The 16,639-nt window shown below is 67.5% G+C and carries 15 protein-coding genes; 3 read left to right on the top strand and 12 right to left on the bottom strand.

Annotated elements, in window-relative coordinates; genetic code table 11:
- Positions 1-5 precede the first annotated feature (5 nt).
- The 9 genes from DA1_RS21145 to ybaK form a co-directional block, all read right to left on the bottom strand.
- The gene (locus DA1_RS21145; RefSeq protein ID WP_034395884.1) at positions 6-974 is read right to left on the bottom strand and encodes a Bug family tripartite tricarboxylate transporter substrate binding protein; all 969 of its coding nucleotides are present in this window, start codon (positions 972-974) and stop codon (positions 6-8) included.
- Between the two features lie 92 nt (positions 975-1,066).
- Complete coding sequence (locus DA1_RS21140; RefSeq protein WP_034395886.1) at positions 1,067-2,113, bottom strand: amidohydrolase family protein; 1,047 nt, start codon at positions 2,111-2,113, stop codon at positions 1,067-1,069.
- A 179-nt stretch (positions 2,114-2,292) separates the two neighbouring features.
- Positions 2,293-4,047: an FAD-dependent oxidoreductase gene (locus tag DA1_RS21135; protein WP_051940935.1), complete on the bottom strand. Its 1,755-nt coding sequence runs from the start codon at positions 4,045-4,047 to the stop codon at positions 2,293-2,295.
- Complete coding sequence (locus DA1_RS21130) at positions 4,026-5,570, bottom strand: polyamine aminopropyltransferase (RefSeq protein ID WP_034395892.1); 1,545 nt, start codon at positions 5,568-5,570, stop codon at positions 4,026-4,028. The genes DA1_RS21135 and DA1_RS21130 overlap by 22 nt, the downstream gene beginning before the upstream one ends.
- Positions 5,571-5,657: 87 nt before the next feature.
- Positions 5,658-7,817 carry a TonB-dependent receptor gene (locus DA1_RS21125; protein WP_034395895.1) on the bottom strand — a complete coding sequence of 720 codons (2,160 nt, stop codon included), beginning with the start codon at positions 7,815-7,817 and terminating at the stop codon, positions 5,658-5,660.
- Between the two features lie 189 nt (positions 7,818-8,006).
- Positions 8,007-8,225, bottom strand: a complete 219-nt coding sequence (locus tag DA1_RS21120; protein WP_013801574.1) for a DUF350 domain-containing protein — start codon at positions 8,223-8,225, stop codon at positions 8,007-8,009.
- Positions 8,226-8,243: 18 nt separating this feature from the next.
- Positions 8,244-9,776 (bottom strand): DUF4178 domain-containing protein, encoded by a 1,533-nt coding sequence (locus DA1_RS21115; RefSeq protein WP_034395898.1) that lies wholly within the window; start codon positions 9,774-9,776, stop codon positions 8,244-8,246.
- 98 nt (positions 9,777-9,874) lie between these two features.
- Positions 9,875-10,555, bottom strand: coding sequence for a glycerol-3-phosphate 1-O-acyltransferase PlsY (plsY, locus tag DA1_RS21110; RefSeq protein ID WP_013801572.1), 681 nt, complete (start codon positions 10,553-10,555; stop codon positions 9,875-9,877).
- A 168-nt stretch (positions 10,556-10,723) separates the two neighbouring features.
- Positions 10,724-11,218, bottom strand: a complete 495-nt coding sequence (gene ybaK, locus DA1_RS21105; protein ID WP_034395901.1) for a Cys-tRNA(Pro) deacylase — start codon at positions 11,216-11,218, stop codon at positions 10,724-10,726.
- Between the two features lie 57 nt (positions 11,219-11,275).
- On the opposite strand from ybaK, the gene DA1_RS21100 reads away from it, so the two are divergent.
- From DA1_RS21100 to DA1_RS21090, 3 genes are read left to right on the top strand one after another with little or no spacing between them, the layout of a single operon-like run.
- Positions 11,276-11,824: a DUF2975 domain-containing protein gene (locus DA1_RS21100; RefSeq protein WP_013801571.1), complete on the top strand. Its 549-nt coding sequence runs from the start codon at positions 11,276-11,278 to the stop codon at positions 11,822-11,824.
- A gap of 2 nt (positions 11,825-11,826) precedes the next feature.
- Positions 11,827-12,042 (top strand): helix-turn-helix domain-containing protein, encoded by a 216-nt coding sequence (locus DA1_RS21095; protein ID WP_013801570.1) that lies wholly within the window; start codon positions 11,827-11,829, stop codon positions 12,040-12,042.
- A complete protein-coding gene (locus DA1_RS21090) occupies positions 12,039-12,686 on the top strand; it encodes a hypothetical protein (RefSeq protein ID WP_034395904.1) in 648 nt (215 codons plus the stop codon). The genes DA1_RS21095 and DA1_RS21090 overlap by 4 nt, the downstream gene beginning before the upstream one ends.
- 37 nt (positions 12,687-12,723) lie before the next feature.
- Here the strand turns inward: DA1_RS21090 and DA1_RS21085 are convergent, their stop codons facing one another.
- From DA1_RS21085 to DA1_RS21075, 3 genes are all read right to left on the bottom strand, one after another.
- Entirely contained in the window at positions 12,724-13,785 is a 1,062-nt protein-coding gene (locus DA1_RS21085) for an aldo/keto reductase (RefSeq protein WP_034395906.1), read from the bottom strand.
- A 104-nt stretch (positions 13,786-13,889) separates the two neighbouring features.
- Positions 13,890-14,984, bottom strand: coding sequence for a 4-hydroxyphenylpyruvate dioxygenase (gene hppD / locus DA1_RS21080; protein WP_013801567.1), 1,095 nt, complete (start codon positions 14,982-14,984; stop codon positions 13,890-13,892).
- A gap of 21 nt (positions 14,985-15,005) precedes the next feature.
- The gene (locus tag DA1_RS21075; protein ID WP_034395909.1) at positions 15,006-16,430 is read right to left on the bottom strand and encodes an amino acid permease; all 1,425 of its coding nucleotides are present in this window, start codon (positions 16,428-16,430) and stop codon (positions 15,006-15,008) included.
- Between the last annotated feature and the right edge of the window lie 209 nt (positions 16,431-16,639).

The following is a 16,639-nucleotide window of genomic DNA, read 5'->3' as shown; positions in this document are numbered from 1 at the left end:
GGTCGTCAATCGGCCTTGATGCCCGCCTGCCGGATCACGGCGCTCCAGCGCTGTATCTCGTTCTGCACCCATTGCGTGGCCTGCTCGGGCGTGTTCGCCACCACGGACAGCCCCATCTCCGCCATCTTCCGGCTGGCCTGCGGCTGGGCCAGTGCCGCGTTGAATTCCTTGTTCAACCGGGCAACGGCGGCCGCAGGCGTGCCGGCCGGGGCGCCTATGCCAATCCAGTAGTCGATGTCCATGGCGGGGATGCCGGCCTCTTTGGCACAAGGCACATCAGGCAGCGTTACATTGCGCTCCGAGCCCGTCACCATCAGTGCCCTGAGCTTGCCGCTTCGGATGTAGGGCAGCGCCGTGGGGACCGAGGTGATCAGGGCCTGCACCTGGTTGCCCATCAGGTCGGCCAGCACGGCGCCCGCGCCCTTGTACGGCACATGGACCAGGTCGGCGCCCGTTGCGCTTTTGAACAGCTCGCCGGCCAGGTGGGTGTTGGTGCCGTTGCCGCCAGAGCCGTAGTTGAGCTTGCCGGGCTGCGCCCTGGCCAGCGCAATGAACTCGCCCACGCTGCGCGCCTGCACCTGGGGGTTGACCACCAGCACATGGGGCACCTTCACCACCGTGGTGACCTGGGTGAACGCCTTGCGCGGATCGAAGGGCAGGTTCGGCATCAGGCCGGCTGCAATGGCATAGGACAGCTCCACGGTCAGCAGCGTCTGGCCGTCGGGCGCGGCACGCGCGGCCGCGCTCCAGCCCACCACGCCGCCACCGCCGGTGCGGTTGTCCACCACCAAGGCAGAGCCCAGTCCCGGCGCGGCGAACTGCGCGATCACGCGCGTCACCAGATCGGCGCTGCCGCCCGGCGCATACGGCACGATGATGGTCACGGGCTTGCCCTGGGCCGCCGCCCAGGCGGGGGCTAGGCAGGCTGTGCCGGCCAGCGCCAGCATGGCGCGACGAGAGATGAGGGATGGCATGGCGGTCTCCTTGGAATGATGGCTTGGACGAATAAGTCGGGTGAGATGGGATCGATGGGGCAGGCGAGGCAGATGGCTCCTGTGACGCAGCGTCATTCGCGCTGCGCCTGGCCCAGCCGGTACACGCGGCTTGCCGTTCCTTCGAAAAGGGCCTGGCGCTCGGCGGCACTTGCGCCCGCCGCCAGCCGCTTGAAGGCGTTCCAGCAGGTGGCGTAGCTGAAGGAGCCCTTGTCCACCGGGAAATTGCTCTCGAACATGCAGCGGTCGGCGCCGAATGCCTCGATGCAGGTCTCCATCCACGGTCTCCAGGCCGCAGCCAGTTGCTCCGAGGCCGCAGGCCTGTCCGCTTTCTCGAAGCCGAATCCGTTGATGCGCATGCCCAGCCCGCCGAGCTTCACGTACACATTGGGCAGCCGGGCCAGGGCCTGCATGGAGGTCTTCCAGCGCTCGAACACCTCGGCATGCCGGCCTTCATAGGCGCCGATGCGCGCCACGCCCCCGCAGTGGTTGATGATCACGGCCGTCTGCGGAAAGGCCAGTGCCAGGTCCAGCAGCTCCGGCAGCTGCGGAAAAAGCAGCCAGGCATCGAAGGAAAGCCCCAACGGCGCCAACTGCGCCACGCCCTGCCGGTAGGACCGGTCCAGCAGCAGGCCCTGCGGCGCGGCGGTCAGGGGATTGACCAGGGAACTGTCCGCGTCCCAGGTCACCAGGTGCCGGATGCCACGAAAGCGCCCCTTGCCGGCCTCCAGATGGGCCAGCAACACCTCGCGCACCGCCGCACCGGCGCGCAGGTCCGCATATCCGACGATGCCCTGCGCAAGGGCACAGGCCGCATGGCCTTGCCTGTGCTCTTGCACGTCCTGCACGCCCTCCGCCGCCTGCACCACGAACTCGGTCTCGCCCACCGGCTGCATCGCCTGCGGGCCGGCAGTGCGGTAGCGCGTCAGCGCCTGCATGTAGACCGAGGCACGGACCCTGTGGCCCGAGCCCGCGTCGGCCAGGTACTCGTCCGCCAGGTAGCGCCAGCCCGGTCGATCGTAGAAATGGTGGTGGGCATCGACGATGGCCAGCGATGGCTCAAGGATCTCCTCCTCGTGCAGGCCCAGCCAATCCGGCCTCACCGGTAGATAGTTGCCCATGTGCGTTTCGTACCCTTTTCAAAGTTCTATCCAACAGAATCAAGATCTATCAAATAGAACTATAGCCAGGCATCTACGGCACACGGACAAGGGCAAACCCGCTGGCGGACGCGGCCAGCGACGAACCGGCAGCAGCTTGCCCGGCGATCAGGAATCCACGAAAGAGGTCGGTATGGAGATCAGGCGCCAGCCCACAGGCCCGCATGGTGGCCGCGCGTGAAGGCCTCCTCCAGTACCGAGTAGCCGGCCCAGTCGGAATGCGCGAACCACAGGCGTCTCGTGCCCGGCGTGGGCAGCAGGGCCACGCGCTCGCCGGCGCACTGCGCGCTGCGGCCCCGGTGGTGCGACTGCAGCGCCACCTGGCTGAGCAGTTGCTGGTCGCCAGGCCGGGGAATGGCCATGGCGTGGCCGTAGCGCGTGATCTCCATGCGCGTGGCCTTGTGCAGCAGGTCGGGATGGGGGACGAGCAGGCTGCCGACGATGCGGTCCCGCCAGAAGCCGAAGGGCTGGCCCAGCAGTTGCGCGCGCCCGTCAGGCCAGTCGCCCAGCGCCTGGTAGTAACTGAGCACCGTGGGACGGGGCGTGAGCCGGTCCAGGCCCTGGTGGCCCGCGTCCACGTAGCCCAGACCGCCCGCATTCGGATCGGCAAACAGCACGTTGTCCCAGGCCGGATCGGCGCCGGGCCGGTCGGCCAGCGGCCGCTGCAGATGGATGTTGGCCACCAGCCAGGGCGCCCAGTCCAGCCGGCCCGCCACCGCGCGCAGGAAATCCGGCGCATCGCGTACCACGCGTGCCGCGATGAAGCTGGGCAGGGCCACGACGCAGCGCGCGGCCAGCCAGCGCTCGTGCTGCTGGCGGCCATGGTGGTAGACGTCGATCTCCACACCGTCGGCACCTTCGGCGATGGATAGCACGCTGCAATCCGTCTGCAGGTCGGTGGAGCCCAGCCCTGCCACCAGCTGCTGCGACAGCCAGCCATTGCCCTGGGGCCAGGTCAGCACGGCGTCGCCGGCGTCTTCGGCCGTGCGCTCGTCCTGGCGGCGCGGGGCCGAGAAGCCATGGCGGCTGGCGAAATAGTGAATGCCTGCCCAGGCCGATACGCGCGCCAGGCCCGCGCCAAAGTCGTCGCGGCAGCAGTACTCCAGATACCAGATCAGCTGCGCATCATCGATGCCCTGGCTGGTCAGCCAGGCCTGCATGGTCTGGCCGTCCAGCGCGGCATGGGCGGCGGGCAGCCGGCCCTCGCGCTGCCAGACACGGATGGACGGCATGGCAAAGGCCGCCCTGTCCATCTCCTGGGCCACGCTGCGCGCAAAGAGTTCGTACTGCTCCAGCGTGCGCGGCGCCACGCCATCGACGGGCAGCAGGCCCTCATGCCAGGCGCCCTGCCAGAACAGGCGCTCCTGCGGGCTGTGGCACAGATGGCGCTCGTCGTACTGCCAGCGGCCCGCGCGGCGCTGGCGCAGGCCCAGGGCCTCCAGCCAGTCCTGCACCTCGGCCGCATCGTCGCTGGGCAGGGGCAGATAGTGGGCACCCAGCGGACAGGGCAGGCCCGCAATGCTGCCGCCCTGGCTGTTGCCGCCCATGGCCTGCTGCGTGTCCAGCAGGGCCACGCCCTGCACACCCGCCAGCTCCAGTGCGCGCGCGGCGGCCAGGCCTGCCATGCCGCCGCCGGCAATCACCACCTTGGCACGGTGCACCACGGCCGGCGCCGGCAGCGCCAGGCCCTGGCCCAGGCGCTGCCAGAAAGCGCGCAAGGCATGGCCGCGCTCCAGCGCCACGCCGCTGAATCCGCCGGGCAGGTTCTCAAGCCGCGGTGGCGTTGGCGTGCAGCCGGACAGGCCCAGGGCCGCGCCGCCGGCCAGGCCCTGCAGCCATTGGCGCCGGCTCCACAGGGGCGAGAGGCCGGTGCTCAACGCTCCACCCTGCCCCATTCGCGCTCGTAGGTGTTGACCAGCACCTGGTTCGACAGGCGGTTGACCTCGGCCGGCACACGCGCCATGTCCAGCGGGAAGTCGAACATCAGCGCCATGGTCTGCGCGCTCAGAAAGCGCAGGCCCGCAGGCAGGGCATCGGGCTCGCGCCAAGGCCGGTGGCTGGCGATGACGAAGCCCCATTCGCCAAAACTGGGCACATGGGCGTGGTAGGGCGTGGCCTGCAGGCCGATGGATTCGATGGTCTGCACCACGGTCCAGTAGCTCTTGCGTGCGATCAGGGGCGAGGTGGTCTGCACCACGGCGTAGCCGCTGGCCGCCAGGCGCTTGTCCAGCAAGGCATAGAAGCTGTTGGTGAACAGCTTGCCGATGGCGAAATTGGTCGGGTCGGGGAAATCGACGATGACCACGTCGAAGGTATCGCCGCCCTGCTGCAGCCAGTGGAAGGCATCGGTATTGAGGATGTGCACGCGCGCATCGCTGAGCGCTTCGCCGTTGAGCCGGCGCAGCATGGCGTTGTCCTTGAACAGGTCGGTCATGGCCGGGTCCAGCTCCACCAGGGTGACCGACTCCACCGAGGGGTACTTGAGCACCTCGCGCACGGCCATGCCGTCGCCGCCGCCCAGCACGGCCACGCGCTTGGGCGCGCCATGCGCGGCCATCACGGGGTGGACCAGGGCCTCGTGGTAGCGGTACTCGTCGCTTTGGGCGAACTGCAGGTTGCCGTTGAGGTACAGCCGCGCGCCCTGGCGCCCCTGCGTCACCACGATGCGCTGGTAGGGCGAGCTGCTGGAGAGCACGATGCGGTCCTGGTAGAAATGGTCGTCGGCCAGGCGCGTCAGATGGTCGGCGCCCCAGATGCCCGTGCCCAGCAAGGCCAGCACGGCAGCGCAGGCCAGGGCATGGGCACGCGGGCGCCGCAGCTCATGCCGAAACAGCAGCAGTGCCCAGACCGCCACCGCCGCATTCATGAAGCCGAACAGCAGCCCCGTGCGCACCAGGCCCAGCTTGGGCACCAGCAGCAGCGGAAATGCCAGCGACACGGCCAGCGCGCCCAGGTAGTCGAAGGTCAGCACCTGGGACACCAGGTCCTTGAGCGTCACATTGCGCTTGAGGATGCGCATCACCAGCGGAATCTCCAGCCCCACCAGCGTGCCCACCACCAGCACCATGCCGTACAGCAGAAAGCGGAACGCGCCGGGCGCGTAGGCATTGGCAATGAACAGCGTGGCCGGCAGCGCGCCGCCGACCAGGGCCACCATCAGCTCGATGCGCAGAAAGTGCGCGGGCAGATGGTCCTCGAAATAGCGCGAAAGCCATGAGCCGATGCCCATGGCGAACAGGTAGCTGCCGATGATGGTGGAGAACTGCAGGACCGAATCGCCCAGCAGATAGGAAGCCAGCGCACCCGCAGCCAGTTCGTAAAGCAGGCCGCAGGCCGCGATCACGAAGACGCTGACCAGCAGGGCGATGTCGATGGGACGCGCCGGCTGCGCGCCGGCAAGAGGGGCTGAGGTTTGCACGGCCGGTATTGTGCGCGATGCGCCCCTTCCCGCGTGCAACGGACACCGTGCAAAGCGGGAAGGAGCGCAGCGCCTCGGGCTCCGCCGTCAGAACTGGTAGTTGGCGCTGACCAGAACGCTGCGCGGTGCGCCTGGCATGGAGCTGGAGCGCCAGTACTGCTTGTCGAACAGGTTGGACAGCGCCACGGTCACCGTCCAGGTGTCCTGGCGCCAGCCCACCAGCGCATCCCAGCGCGTGTAGCCGGGCAGGAGGGCCGTGTTGGCGGCGTTGGTGAAGCGGCTGCCCGTGTAGGTCACGCCGACTTCGCCATACCAGGGGCCCTTGGGCGCATAGCGCAGGAACAGGTTGCCGTTGCGCTTGGCCGTGTCACGCAGGTACAGGCCCACGTTGGCGGGGTTTTGCGCGTCTTCAGCCACCTTGGCCTCCATGAAGGCCACGCCGCCTCGCACATACCAGGAACTGGCCACGCGGCCGGCCGCGCTGAACTCGATGCCGCGCGAACGGTCCTTGCCCCGGATGGCCCAGGTGTAGGGATCGTTCTCGGGATCGGGGCGGTAGCGGATGTTGTACTTCTCCAGCTGGTAGACGGAGACCTGGGTGGACAGCGCACCGCCGAGCCAGTCGCTCTTGACGCCGACCTCGGACTGGCGCGAGTACTGGGGCTCGTCGTCCGGCACCGCGCCCACGGCGGTTTCCACGGTCAGGATGCCGCGGCCGCCATAGGGCGAGTAGCTCTTGTTCCAGGACGCATAGAAGCTGTGCTCACGCACCGGCTGCCACACCACGCCCACGCGCGGGCTGAAGCCGTTGCCGTCGGTCTTGCGCGTGAGATTGGCGATCTTGTTGGTGCTCTGGAAGTCATAGCTGTCGTAGCGCAGGCCCAGCAGCAGCTTCCACTGCTCGGTCAGGCTGACCAGGTCCTGCATGTACAGCGCCTGGCCCTTGCCCTTGTGATAGTTGTCCTGGGTCGGCTTGCCCTGCACCGGACGGCTGGGCCAGACGATGGGCTGGAACGGATCGTAGGAGAAGGTGCTGCCGGGCTGGCCGACGCGCGGCGCGCGCTCTTCCTCGCTGGCCTCCAGGCCCACCAGCAGATCGTGCTTGATGCTGCCCGTGCTGAACTTGCCCGTCAGGTCCAGCGTGTTGGACAGCGTGGTGTTGCGGGTCTGCTGCCAAGCGTAGTTGGGCGTGATCTTGCCGGTGGCGGCGCGGTAGGTACCGGCGAAATAGTGGTCGAAGTCCTGGCTGGCCTCGCGCTTGCTGGCCACCCAGCGCAGGTTCCAGCGGTTGTTGAAGTCATAGGACAGGTCGGAGCGCAGCACGCGCAGGCGATCTTCCACGTAGTCGCCCGGCGCCGCGAAGCCCTTGCGGATGGAAACGCCGGCTGGCAACTGGTCATAGACCGGACCGCGATCGGGCACGCGCCAGACGTTGTCATAGGTGTACTGGCCGGTCCAGCGCCATCCCGTGCGGGTGTCCACCAGGATGCTGGGCGAGACCATCTCGTTGCGGTTGCGTATGCCTTCGCGGAAGCTGTGGGCCTGCTCGCGGTCGGCCGTCAGGCGCACGGCCACGTTCTCGTTGAGCACGCGGTTGATGTCGATGGTGCCGCCCACGTTGTCCCAGGAGCCGCCGCGCAGCGTGATGCTGCTCTTGGCGTCGAAGCGCGCCTGCTTGCTCACCATGTTGACCACGCCGCCGCCCGCGCTGCGGCCGTAGAGCACGGAGGCCGGTCCCTTGAGGATCTCGATGCGCTCCACATTGGCCGTGCTGCGGCGCACCTGGCCGCTTTCGCGCACGCCGTCGCGGTAGATGTCGCTCTCGTCGGCCTTGAAGCCGCGGATGTACACGCCCTCGCCACGCATGTCGTAGGTGGTGTTCACGCCCGGCACGCCGTCCAGCATGGTGGCCAGGTCGTTGATGCCGTAGCTCTTGTACTTGTTGACCTCCAGCGTATCGATGGTCTGCGGGATGTCCTTGGGCGCCAGATAGGTCTTGGTCGCCGTGGTCACGCCTTCGGGGCGCACGTCGTCAGGGTCGTACTGGGAGGCGTTGACCTGCAGCGTGGGCAGGGTGTGGGCCTGTTGAGGCTGCGTCTGCGTCTGCGTCTGTGCCTGGGCCGGATCGGCTGGAACGGCTGGAGCGGCCTCCTGGGCATGGACCGCGCCCGCCAGCGCGGTGGTGATGATGCCAGCGGTCACACCCGCTGAAAGCCTTGCCCTGCGGGCGGCTTGATGGTCTGTCATGGAAACCCTCTCTTCGAATGAAGGGGGCGATTCTATTTAGAATGCAAACGAATATCATTTGCAAACTCACTATCAACAAGGAATTTGTTGCCACGCAACAACGCCGCCATGCGCAGCGCAGCCGCACCTTTTCAGGCGGGCTGCGTGTCGGCGGGAGATGGGGAGTGCGGGGGGGCCAGGCGGCCCCGTTCAGTGGATGGCGGCAGCGACGATGATGCTGATGCCCAGGCACATGGCGGCCACCACCATGGCCAGCGCCTTGTTGTGCTTCTCGACGATCTCGGCCCACATGTCCACGGGCGTGATCTTGTCGATGATGATGAAGCACAGCCAGAACACCACCACGCCCACCAGCGCATAGAGGATCGAGCCGAAGAAGGCGGCGGGGTTGAACCAGTCGAAGTTCATGATCAGTTTCTCCGTTGTTTACTTGTGGCTGCCGCCCGAGGTGTAGCCACCCCAGGAGCCGCCGCTGCTGCGGGTGTAGCTGTTGCAGTTGGGATCGGTGTTCGGGTCGCAGTTCGGGCGCGACATGCAGCCGCGCAGCATGACGAACACCAGCCACAGGATGACCACGCCGATGACGATGGTCCACAGGCCGAAGCGGCTGCCCGACATCACGCCGACCTGCGAGCGGTCCCGCAGCTGCTTGAGGCCGAAGGCCGTGGCCAGCGTGGTGGCCGAGACGGCGCTGCCATGCGACCAGGTGGTCTCGCCGTTCTCGGTCTCGCTGGCCAGAAAGGCCTTGTTCTGCGCGCCTGCGCTCACATAGTCCACATTGCGCGTGGTCTGGCCGCGCTGCACGGGCCAGTAGAACTCGCCCAGCGCATAGGTGGTCTCGGCCGTGTAGCGCGATTCAAGCTGGTACTGCCGGCCCATGTACTTGGCCGTGCTGCGGTTCTTGGAGAGCTTGGGCACGCCCGTGGTCACGCGGGCCATGCTCCAGCCATCAGAGGAATCGACCAGGAAGGCGAAGCCGGCCTTCTGGCTGAACAGCAGGTATTCCTCCCAGCCAAAGCTCTCGTCGTCGCCAGGCTCCTGGCCCATGCGGTGCTGAAAGCCCACCACCTGCCATTGCAGGCCTTCCAATGCGCCCTTGCTGCCCAGGGGGATGGCGGGGCGCACGGGCTCGTTCTGTTCGGCATAGGACAGTTCCTTGCCAATGCCCTGGCTCAGGTCCACCAGCGATCCGCAACTGGGGCAGCTCAGGCTCTTGGTGGTGGTGAAGCGCACGGGCACCACGGCGCCGCACTTGGGGCAGTTGAAGTGCCTGCCCTGCTCGCCCTTGAGCGAGGCGCCGTCGCGCAGGCCCTGCAGCCTGAGGTCGTCCAGCACCACGCGTTCGCCCAGGCTCAGCGCAGGCGGCTGGGCCGAGAAGTCCACGGACAGGACCTGGCCCTGCTCGCTGCGCAGCTCCACCAGCCAGTACGGCGTGCCGGGCTCGGGAAGCTGCGCCAGCTCGCCCTGGGCCGATACCAGCCGCGCGTTCTGCACGCTGCTGACCGTGAAGCTCTTGCCGCCGAGCACGCGCTGCGAGCCCAGCAGCCAGTCGGAGGCCTTGAACGGCCCGTTGCGCAGGGCCTCGGCCTCCCAGGGCCAGGACCAGACGAACTGGCCGTTGTCCTCGCTCAGAAAGCCCAGCGCACCATCGCTGAACGCGGCAACCCATTCGCTCCAGGCCCCCGCCTCGCTCTTGAGTTGCAGCCGCCCGACCAGGGTGAAGTGCTCGGGCTTGCCGTTGCGCAGCATCTGGCCCGTGGCGCCGATGCGCAGGGGGCTGTAGTCCTCGAAGACCTCGGCCATGGAGCCGCGGCGCTGCAGCACATCGCCCTGGCGCACCACGGTGCTGCGGCAGAACTCGCAGACGGCGTAGCTGGCCTGGGCGCTGGAAAATTCCACGGGCGCGCCGCAGCCGGGGCAAGGTGCGCGGTAGACGCGCTGCGATGGACTCGATGCCATGTGGGAAGGTCGTCAGTGGTGAGAGGGCCTGGAGCGCGGCTGGCCGGCCACGCCATTCACGCAAGCTGCGCCCGTGGAGCGCAGCGCGGTGGCGGCGGTCAATGCGGCTTGCCTTTGGCCGTGCCGGGCTTGGCCGCGGCGGCTGCCGGGTCGGCCTTCTTGCTGCCCAGCCTGGATTCCTTGCCGGCCATCAGGCGCTGGATGTTCTCGCGGTGGCGCCAGATCAGCAGGGCAGCCATGGCGACGATGGCGGCGGCAATCGGCGTCTCGGCATACCAGACCACGCCACTGCACAGGAGGTAGTAGACGGGGGCGAACACGGATGCCACCAGGGCCGCCAGCGAGGAATAGCGGAAGAACACGGCAATGATCAGCCAGGTCAGCGCCACCGCCAGGCCCAGCCAGACGCTGATGCCCAGCAGCACGCCCAGGGCTGTGGCCACGCCCTTGCCGCCCTTGAAGCGGAAGAACACCGGGTACAGGTGGCCCAGGAAGGCGGCCAGCGCCACCATGGCCACCGTGCCGTCGCCCAGGCCGAAGCGGCTGCCGAACCATTGCACCAGGGCCACGGGCAGCCAGCCCTTGGCGGCGTCCAGCAACAGGGTCACGGCTGCGGCCGCCTTGCTGCCGGAACGCAGCACATTGGTGGCACCGGGGTTGCCGCTGCCATAGGTGCGCGGATCATTCAGGCCCATGGCCCGGCTGACGATGACGGCGAACGACAGCGAGCCGATCAGGTAGGCCGCCACGGTGGCGAGAAGGGGGTAGAGCGCGTTCAATTGAAGTCCTTGGCCGGTCTGTGGAGCGCCGGCGCGCGATCCGGCCGGCCATGATGGCCCGCCCTCCCTGATCGCCGACACATGTTTTTCATCAGGACCTGCGCGAACCCGTTGGAGGCGGTGGCCGCCTTCCCGTGTGCGCAAGTCATGTTCATTTCTTCAGGGCATCTATTCTGCCAGCGCGCAGTGCACGGGCCGTGCATCCAGCAGCTGCACGCAGACCTGCGGGTCCAGCTGCACCAGAAAGCCCCGGCGCCCGCCGTTGATGGCGATGCGCGGCAGCGCCAGGATGCTCTCTTCGATATAGACCTGCATGTCGCGGCGCGTGCCGAAGGGCGAGGTGCCGCCGACCAGGTAGCCGCTGTGGCGGTTGGCGACTTCGGGCTTGCAGGGCTCCACGCTCTTGGCGCCGATCTGCCGCGCCAGGTTCTTGGTGGAGACCTTGCAGTCGCCGTGCATGAGCACGATCAGCGGCCTGGCGTCCTGGTCCTGCATCACCAGGGTCTTGACCACCATGTGCTCGTCCAGGCCCAGGCTGGCCGCGCTGTGCTCGGTGCCGCCGTGTTCCAGGTACTCATAGGGGTGCTCGGTGAACTCCACCTTGTGGGCGCGCAGCAGCTGCGTGGCCGGTGTCTCGCTGACATGAGAGTTTTTCTTGGACATGAATTTTTTATCGTTTTACAATAATTTTTTATCGATTCATCAATACAAGGCTGTGCCATGAACTATACGCCCCACGCCGCGGGCAACGCCCTGAGGCGCCACTCCCAGGCGGCGCGCATCCTGATTGCGCTCGGTGCCGTCGCGCTGCTGGCCCTGCCGGCAGCCGCCCTGCTGTCGCCGCAAGATCTTTCGGGCCAGGCGGAAGGCCTGCTGGGCATGCCGCCCGGCCAGCCGCTGGACATGGCTGCGCGCTGGCGCACCGCACTGGTCAGCCTGCTGCCCGTGGGCTGCGGCCTGTATGCGCTGCGCCAGTTGTGGACACTGTTCGGCGAATACCTGCAGGGCCGTGTCTTCGGCCAGCAGGCGCAGCACGCCCTGATGCGCTTTGCCTGGACGGTGCTGGCGGGCGCGCTGGCCCTGCCCTTCACGCGCGCGCTGATGTCGGTGGCGGCCAGCATGGGCAATCCGCCAGGGCAGCGCTTCGTCACGCTGGGCCTGTACTGGCACGATGGCCTGCTGGTCCTGCTCGGCGTGGTGCTGGTCTCCATCGCCCATGTGATGCTGCAGGCGCGGCGCATCGCCGACGAGAACGCGGGATTCGTCTGAGCATGCCCATCATCGTCCACCTCGATGTGATGCTGGCGCGCCGCAAGATGCGTTCGCGCGAACTGGCCGAGATGGTCGGCATCACCGAACAGAATATTTCCCTACTCAAGAGCGGCAAGGTGCGCGGCGTGCGCTTCGACACGCTGGAGCGCATCTGCGAGGCACTGCAGTGCCAGCCCGGCGACCTGCTGGAATGGGTGGCAGGGCCCGAGGCTTGAGCAGCGGACGGCTGCGGCTGATCGCGGGCCTGCTGCTGTCGCTGCTGCTGCACGGGGCGCTGCTGTGGCAGGGTCTGTCCCCGGACATTGCGCGGCCCGGCACCGGGCAGGCCGAGGCGCACCGCCTTCAGGTGGTCTGGGTCGAGACGCCGATGCCGATGCCGATGCCGATGCCGACGCCGACGCCGGCCCCCTCTCCTGCTCCAGCGGCTGCCCGGCCCGGACCGGCGCCCGCGCCCAGTTCCGCGCCCAGGCCCAAGCCTGCGCGGCGGCCGGACACCGCCGCACCGCCTTCAAGGCAAAGCGCAGGGGCGGCAAAGGCCATGGAGGAAGCCGCAACAGCCGCCGCGCCGCAAGCGCCTGTGCCCGCCGACACCGAGGCCGTCCCGGACACCGCGCGCAGCGCCAGGGCCATGAGCCGCCTGCTGGACTCGGCCGCAGGCCGCGAGGCCGTGCAGTCGGCGGCCCGGCAAGGCCTGGTCAGGCCCCAGATCCATGCGCAGCGCGAGGACCCGCTGGCCAGCGGCATGCGTGAGGCCGCCCAGGGCGATTGCATGAAGGGCGAGTTCAAGGGCGGCGGCATGGGCCTGCTGAGCCTGCCCATGCTGGCGGCCGCTGCGCTCAAGGGCGAGTGCAGCCGCTGAAGATGCAGTGGCGAGGCCTATTGCGCAGGGCCTAGGCCTATTGCGCAGGGTCGCGCACTTCCCAGCGGATGGCGTCGATGGCCGACAGCAGTTCGGGCGACAGTTGCGTGCCCCAGGCGTTCAGGTCCTCATCGAGCTGGGCCACCGAGGTCACGCCGATGATGGTGCTGGCCACCTGCCACTTGGTGTAGCAAAACGCCAGCGCCAGCTGCGTGGGCGTCATGCCGTGCTCGCGCGCCAGCGCGTTGTAGCGGCGCGCGGCGGCCAGGGCTTCGGGCCGGCCCCAGCGCTGCTTGCGCACGGACTCGTAGCGCGCAATGCGTGCGGCCTGCGGCGCAGCGGGATCGGTGGGCGCATGCACGTCGAACTTGCCCGTGAGCAGGCCGAAAGCCAGCGGCGAATAGGCCAGCAGCGGCACGCCCAGGCGGTGGCAGCTTTCGTCCATGCCGTTTTCCCAGCTGCGGTTGAGCAGGCAGTAGGCGTTCTGCACCGAGGCCACGCGCGGCAGGCCGTGCTGCTCGGCCAGGCGCACGAATTCGTGCACGCCCCAGGGCGTTTCGTTGGACAGGCCGATGTGGCGCACCTTGCCTTCCCGGACCAGGCGGCCCAGCGCCTCGAGCTGCTCGTGGATGCCGGTCTGCGAGCTTTCCTTGGACGGGTCGTAGTACAGCTGGCCGAAGGCCGGCACATTGCGCTCGGGCCAATGGATCTGGTAGAGGTCGATCACGTCCGTGCCCAGGCGGCGCAGGCTGCCTTCGCAGGAGGCGGCGATGTCGGCCGCCGTCATGCCCTTGCCCTCGCGCACCCAGGGCATGCCCCGCGAAGGACCGGCCACCTTGGTGGCCAGCACGACCTTGGCGCGCGCGCCGGGGCGCTGGGCGAACCAGCGGCCGATGATGGTTTCGGTGGCGCCACAGGTTTCGGCGCGTGCGGGCACGGCATACATCTCGGCCGTGTCGAAGAAGTCCACGCCGCGCTCCAGCGCGCGGTCCATGATGGCAAAGGCCTCGGCCTCGCCGACCTGCTCGCCGAACGTCATGGTGCCCAGGCAGATGGGGCTGACTTGCAATGCGCTTTGACCGAGCGCCACCGGTTGCATCGAGGGGGAATTCATGGGCACCGAGTGTAGGGCCGCCCGTGTTTACCCTGACGACAGCGCGCCCACCTGGCCAGGGCCGGGCGGGCGCGCTGCGTCTGCCGGAATCAGGCGCCCTGCGGTGCCTCGGTCTGCAGCACGCCGCGGTTGATCTGGTCGCGCTCCATGGACTCGAACAGGGCCTTGAAATTGCCTTCGCCGAAGCCTTCGCGGTAGTTGCCCTTGCGCTCGATGAACTCGAAGAACACGGGGCCCAGCATGGGCTGGGAGAAGATCTGCAGCAGCAGGCGCGGCTGGCCGCCCTCGGTCGTGCCGTCCAGCAGGATGCCGCGTGCCTGCAGCTCGCCCACGGGCTGGCCGTGACCGGGCAGGCGGCCTTCCAGGTTCTGGTAGTAGATGTCGTTGGGCGCGGTCAACAGCGGAATGCCGGCCATCTGCAGCTGGTCGATGGAGTCCAGCAGATTGTCCGTCAGCAGCGCGATGTGCTGGATGCCCTCGCCGTTGAACTGCATGAGGAACTCCTCGATCTGGCCGCCGCCCTGGCGCGATTCCTCGTTCAGCGGAATGCGGATCAGGCCGTCGGGCGCGGTCATGGCCTTGGAAGCCAGGCCGGTGTACTCGCCCGAGATGTCGAAGTAGCGGATCTCGCGGAAATTGAACAGCTTGCTGTAGAAGTCCGCCCAGTAGGTCATGCGGCCACGGTAGACGTTGTGCGTCAGGTGGTCCACCACATGGAAGCCGTGGCCCTTGGGGTTGCGGTCCACGCCGGGCAGGAACTCGAAGTCGATGTCGTAGATGGACTTGCCTTCGTCGAAGCGGTCGATCAGGTACAGCGGCGCGCCGCCGATGCCCTTGATGGCCGGCAGGCGCAGCTCCATGGGACCCGTGGGGATCTCCACCGGCTGCGCGCCCAGTTCCAGCGCGCGCTTGTAGGCCTGGTGCGCGTCCTTGACGCGGAAGGCCAGGCCGCAGGCCGAGGCGCCGTGCTCGGCCGCGAAATAGGCGGCCTGCCCCGGCTCATTGTTGATGATGAAGTTGATGCCTCCCTGGCGGTACAGCAGCACGTTCTTGGAACGGTGCTTGGCCACCAGGGTGAAGCCCAGCTTCTCGAACAGCGGCTCCAGCACGCCGGGCGCGGGCGACGCGAATTCCACGAATTCGAAGCCCATCAGGCCCATCGGGTTGTCGAACAGGTCTGCCATGGTTGGTTCTCCTTGAAGGTTTCAACGGGGGATGTGCGCGGGTTCCAGTACGGATTCCAGCACAGGCGTGGGACGTTGGCGGAACACGAGGCGATAGGCCCCGTAGACCACCAGGACCCAGATCGGAATGGCCAGCGCGGAGGACCGCACCGACGGTGTCAGCAGCATCACGCCCACCACCAGGGCCATGGCGGCCAGGCCGATGGCGTTGGTCAGCGGCGCAGCCGGTGCGGGAAAGCCCAGCACGGTCTTGCGCGCCACATGCGCCCGGCGAAAGCGCCAGTGCGCCACGATGATGATGGTCCAGGTGATCACCAGGGCCGCCACGATCAGCGACATCAGCAACTCCAGCACGCCGGCCGGCGCCACATAGTTCAGCACGATGGCCAGCGCCGTGAAGATGGCCGGATAGACGATGGCCCGCACCGGCACGCCGCGGCGGTTGACCTGCATCAGCGAGCGCGGCGCATTGCCTTCGCTGGCCATGCCGTACAGCAGGCGGCTGTTGCTGTAGACCATGCTGTTGTAGACCGACAGCGTGGCCGTGAGGATCACGAAGTTCAGCAGGTGGGCGGCCGTGTTCTCGCCCAGGCCCGAGAACACCAGCACGAAGGGGCTGCTGCTGTAGGTGTCGCCGCCGGCCTTGAGCTGGCCCAGCAGGACGGTCCAGGGCATCAGCGACATCAGCACGGCCATGGAGCCGATGTAGAACACCAGCACGCGGTAGATGAGCTGGTTCACGGCCTTGGGGATGACGGTACGCGGCTGGTCGGTCTCGGCCGCCGCGAAGCCCAGCATCTCCACGCCGCCGAAGGCGAACATGATGAAGGCGAAGGCCATCACCAGGCCGGACAGGCCGTTGGGGAAGAAGCCGCCGTGCGTCCACAGGTTGCGCACGGTCTGCTCGGGCCGGTCGGCGTTGGCCAGCAGATACACGCCCGCAGCGATCATGGCCAGCACGGCCGCGATCTTGATCAGCGCGAACCAGAACTCGAACTCGCCATAGGCTTTGACGTTGATGAAGTTCACGCCGTTGATCAGCACGAAGAACACCGCCGCCGTCACCCAGGTGGGTATGCCGGGCCACCAGAACTGGATGAACTTGCCTGCGGCCGTCAGCTCCAGCATGCCCACGAGCACATACAGCGCCACACAGTTCCAGCCCGCCAGAAAGCCCGCGAAGCGGCCCAGGTAACGGTTGGCGAAATAGCTGAACGAGCCCGCGTTGGGCTCCTCGACCAGCATCTCGCCCAGGAAACGCATGATGAAAAAGATGATCAGCCCGCCAATGGCGTAGCCGAGCAGCACGGACGGGCCGGCCAGCTCGATGATGCCGGCCGAGCCCAGGAACAGGCCCGTGCCGATGGTGCCGCCCAGCGCGATGAGCTGGATATGGCGGTTCTTGAGCCTGCGCTCCAGATGGCCCTGCGAAGAAGAACTGTGCATCAAGGGGGTGCTCCGGCTCTCAGCAAGGCGCGCGGCGGCGCAGGGGTTGGAACACTTCGGTGGTCTTCACGGCAATGTCTCCTCGTGGGGTGCCTGTTGGAATGCGGGGCCTTGTGCGCCCCTTGTTGATGGGTATCAACTATAAAAAACAATAAATTATTATTTCTTGTAATTTATCCCTATGGACAAGCCCAAAAAGAAGGAGTAGC

This window comes from Delftia acidovorans NBRC 14950 (assembly GCF_001598795.1).
Classification (GTDB): Bacteria; Pseudomonadota; Gammaproteobacteria; order Burkholderiales; family Burkholderiaceae_C; genus Comamonas; species Comamonas acidovorans.
This window is presented reverse-complemented; position numbering and strand designations above follow the sequence as displayed.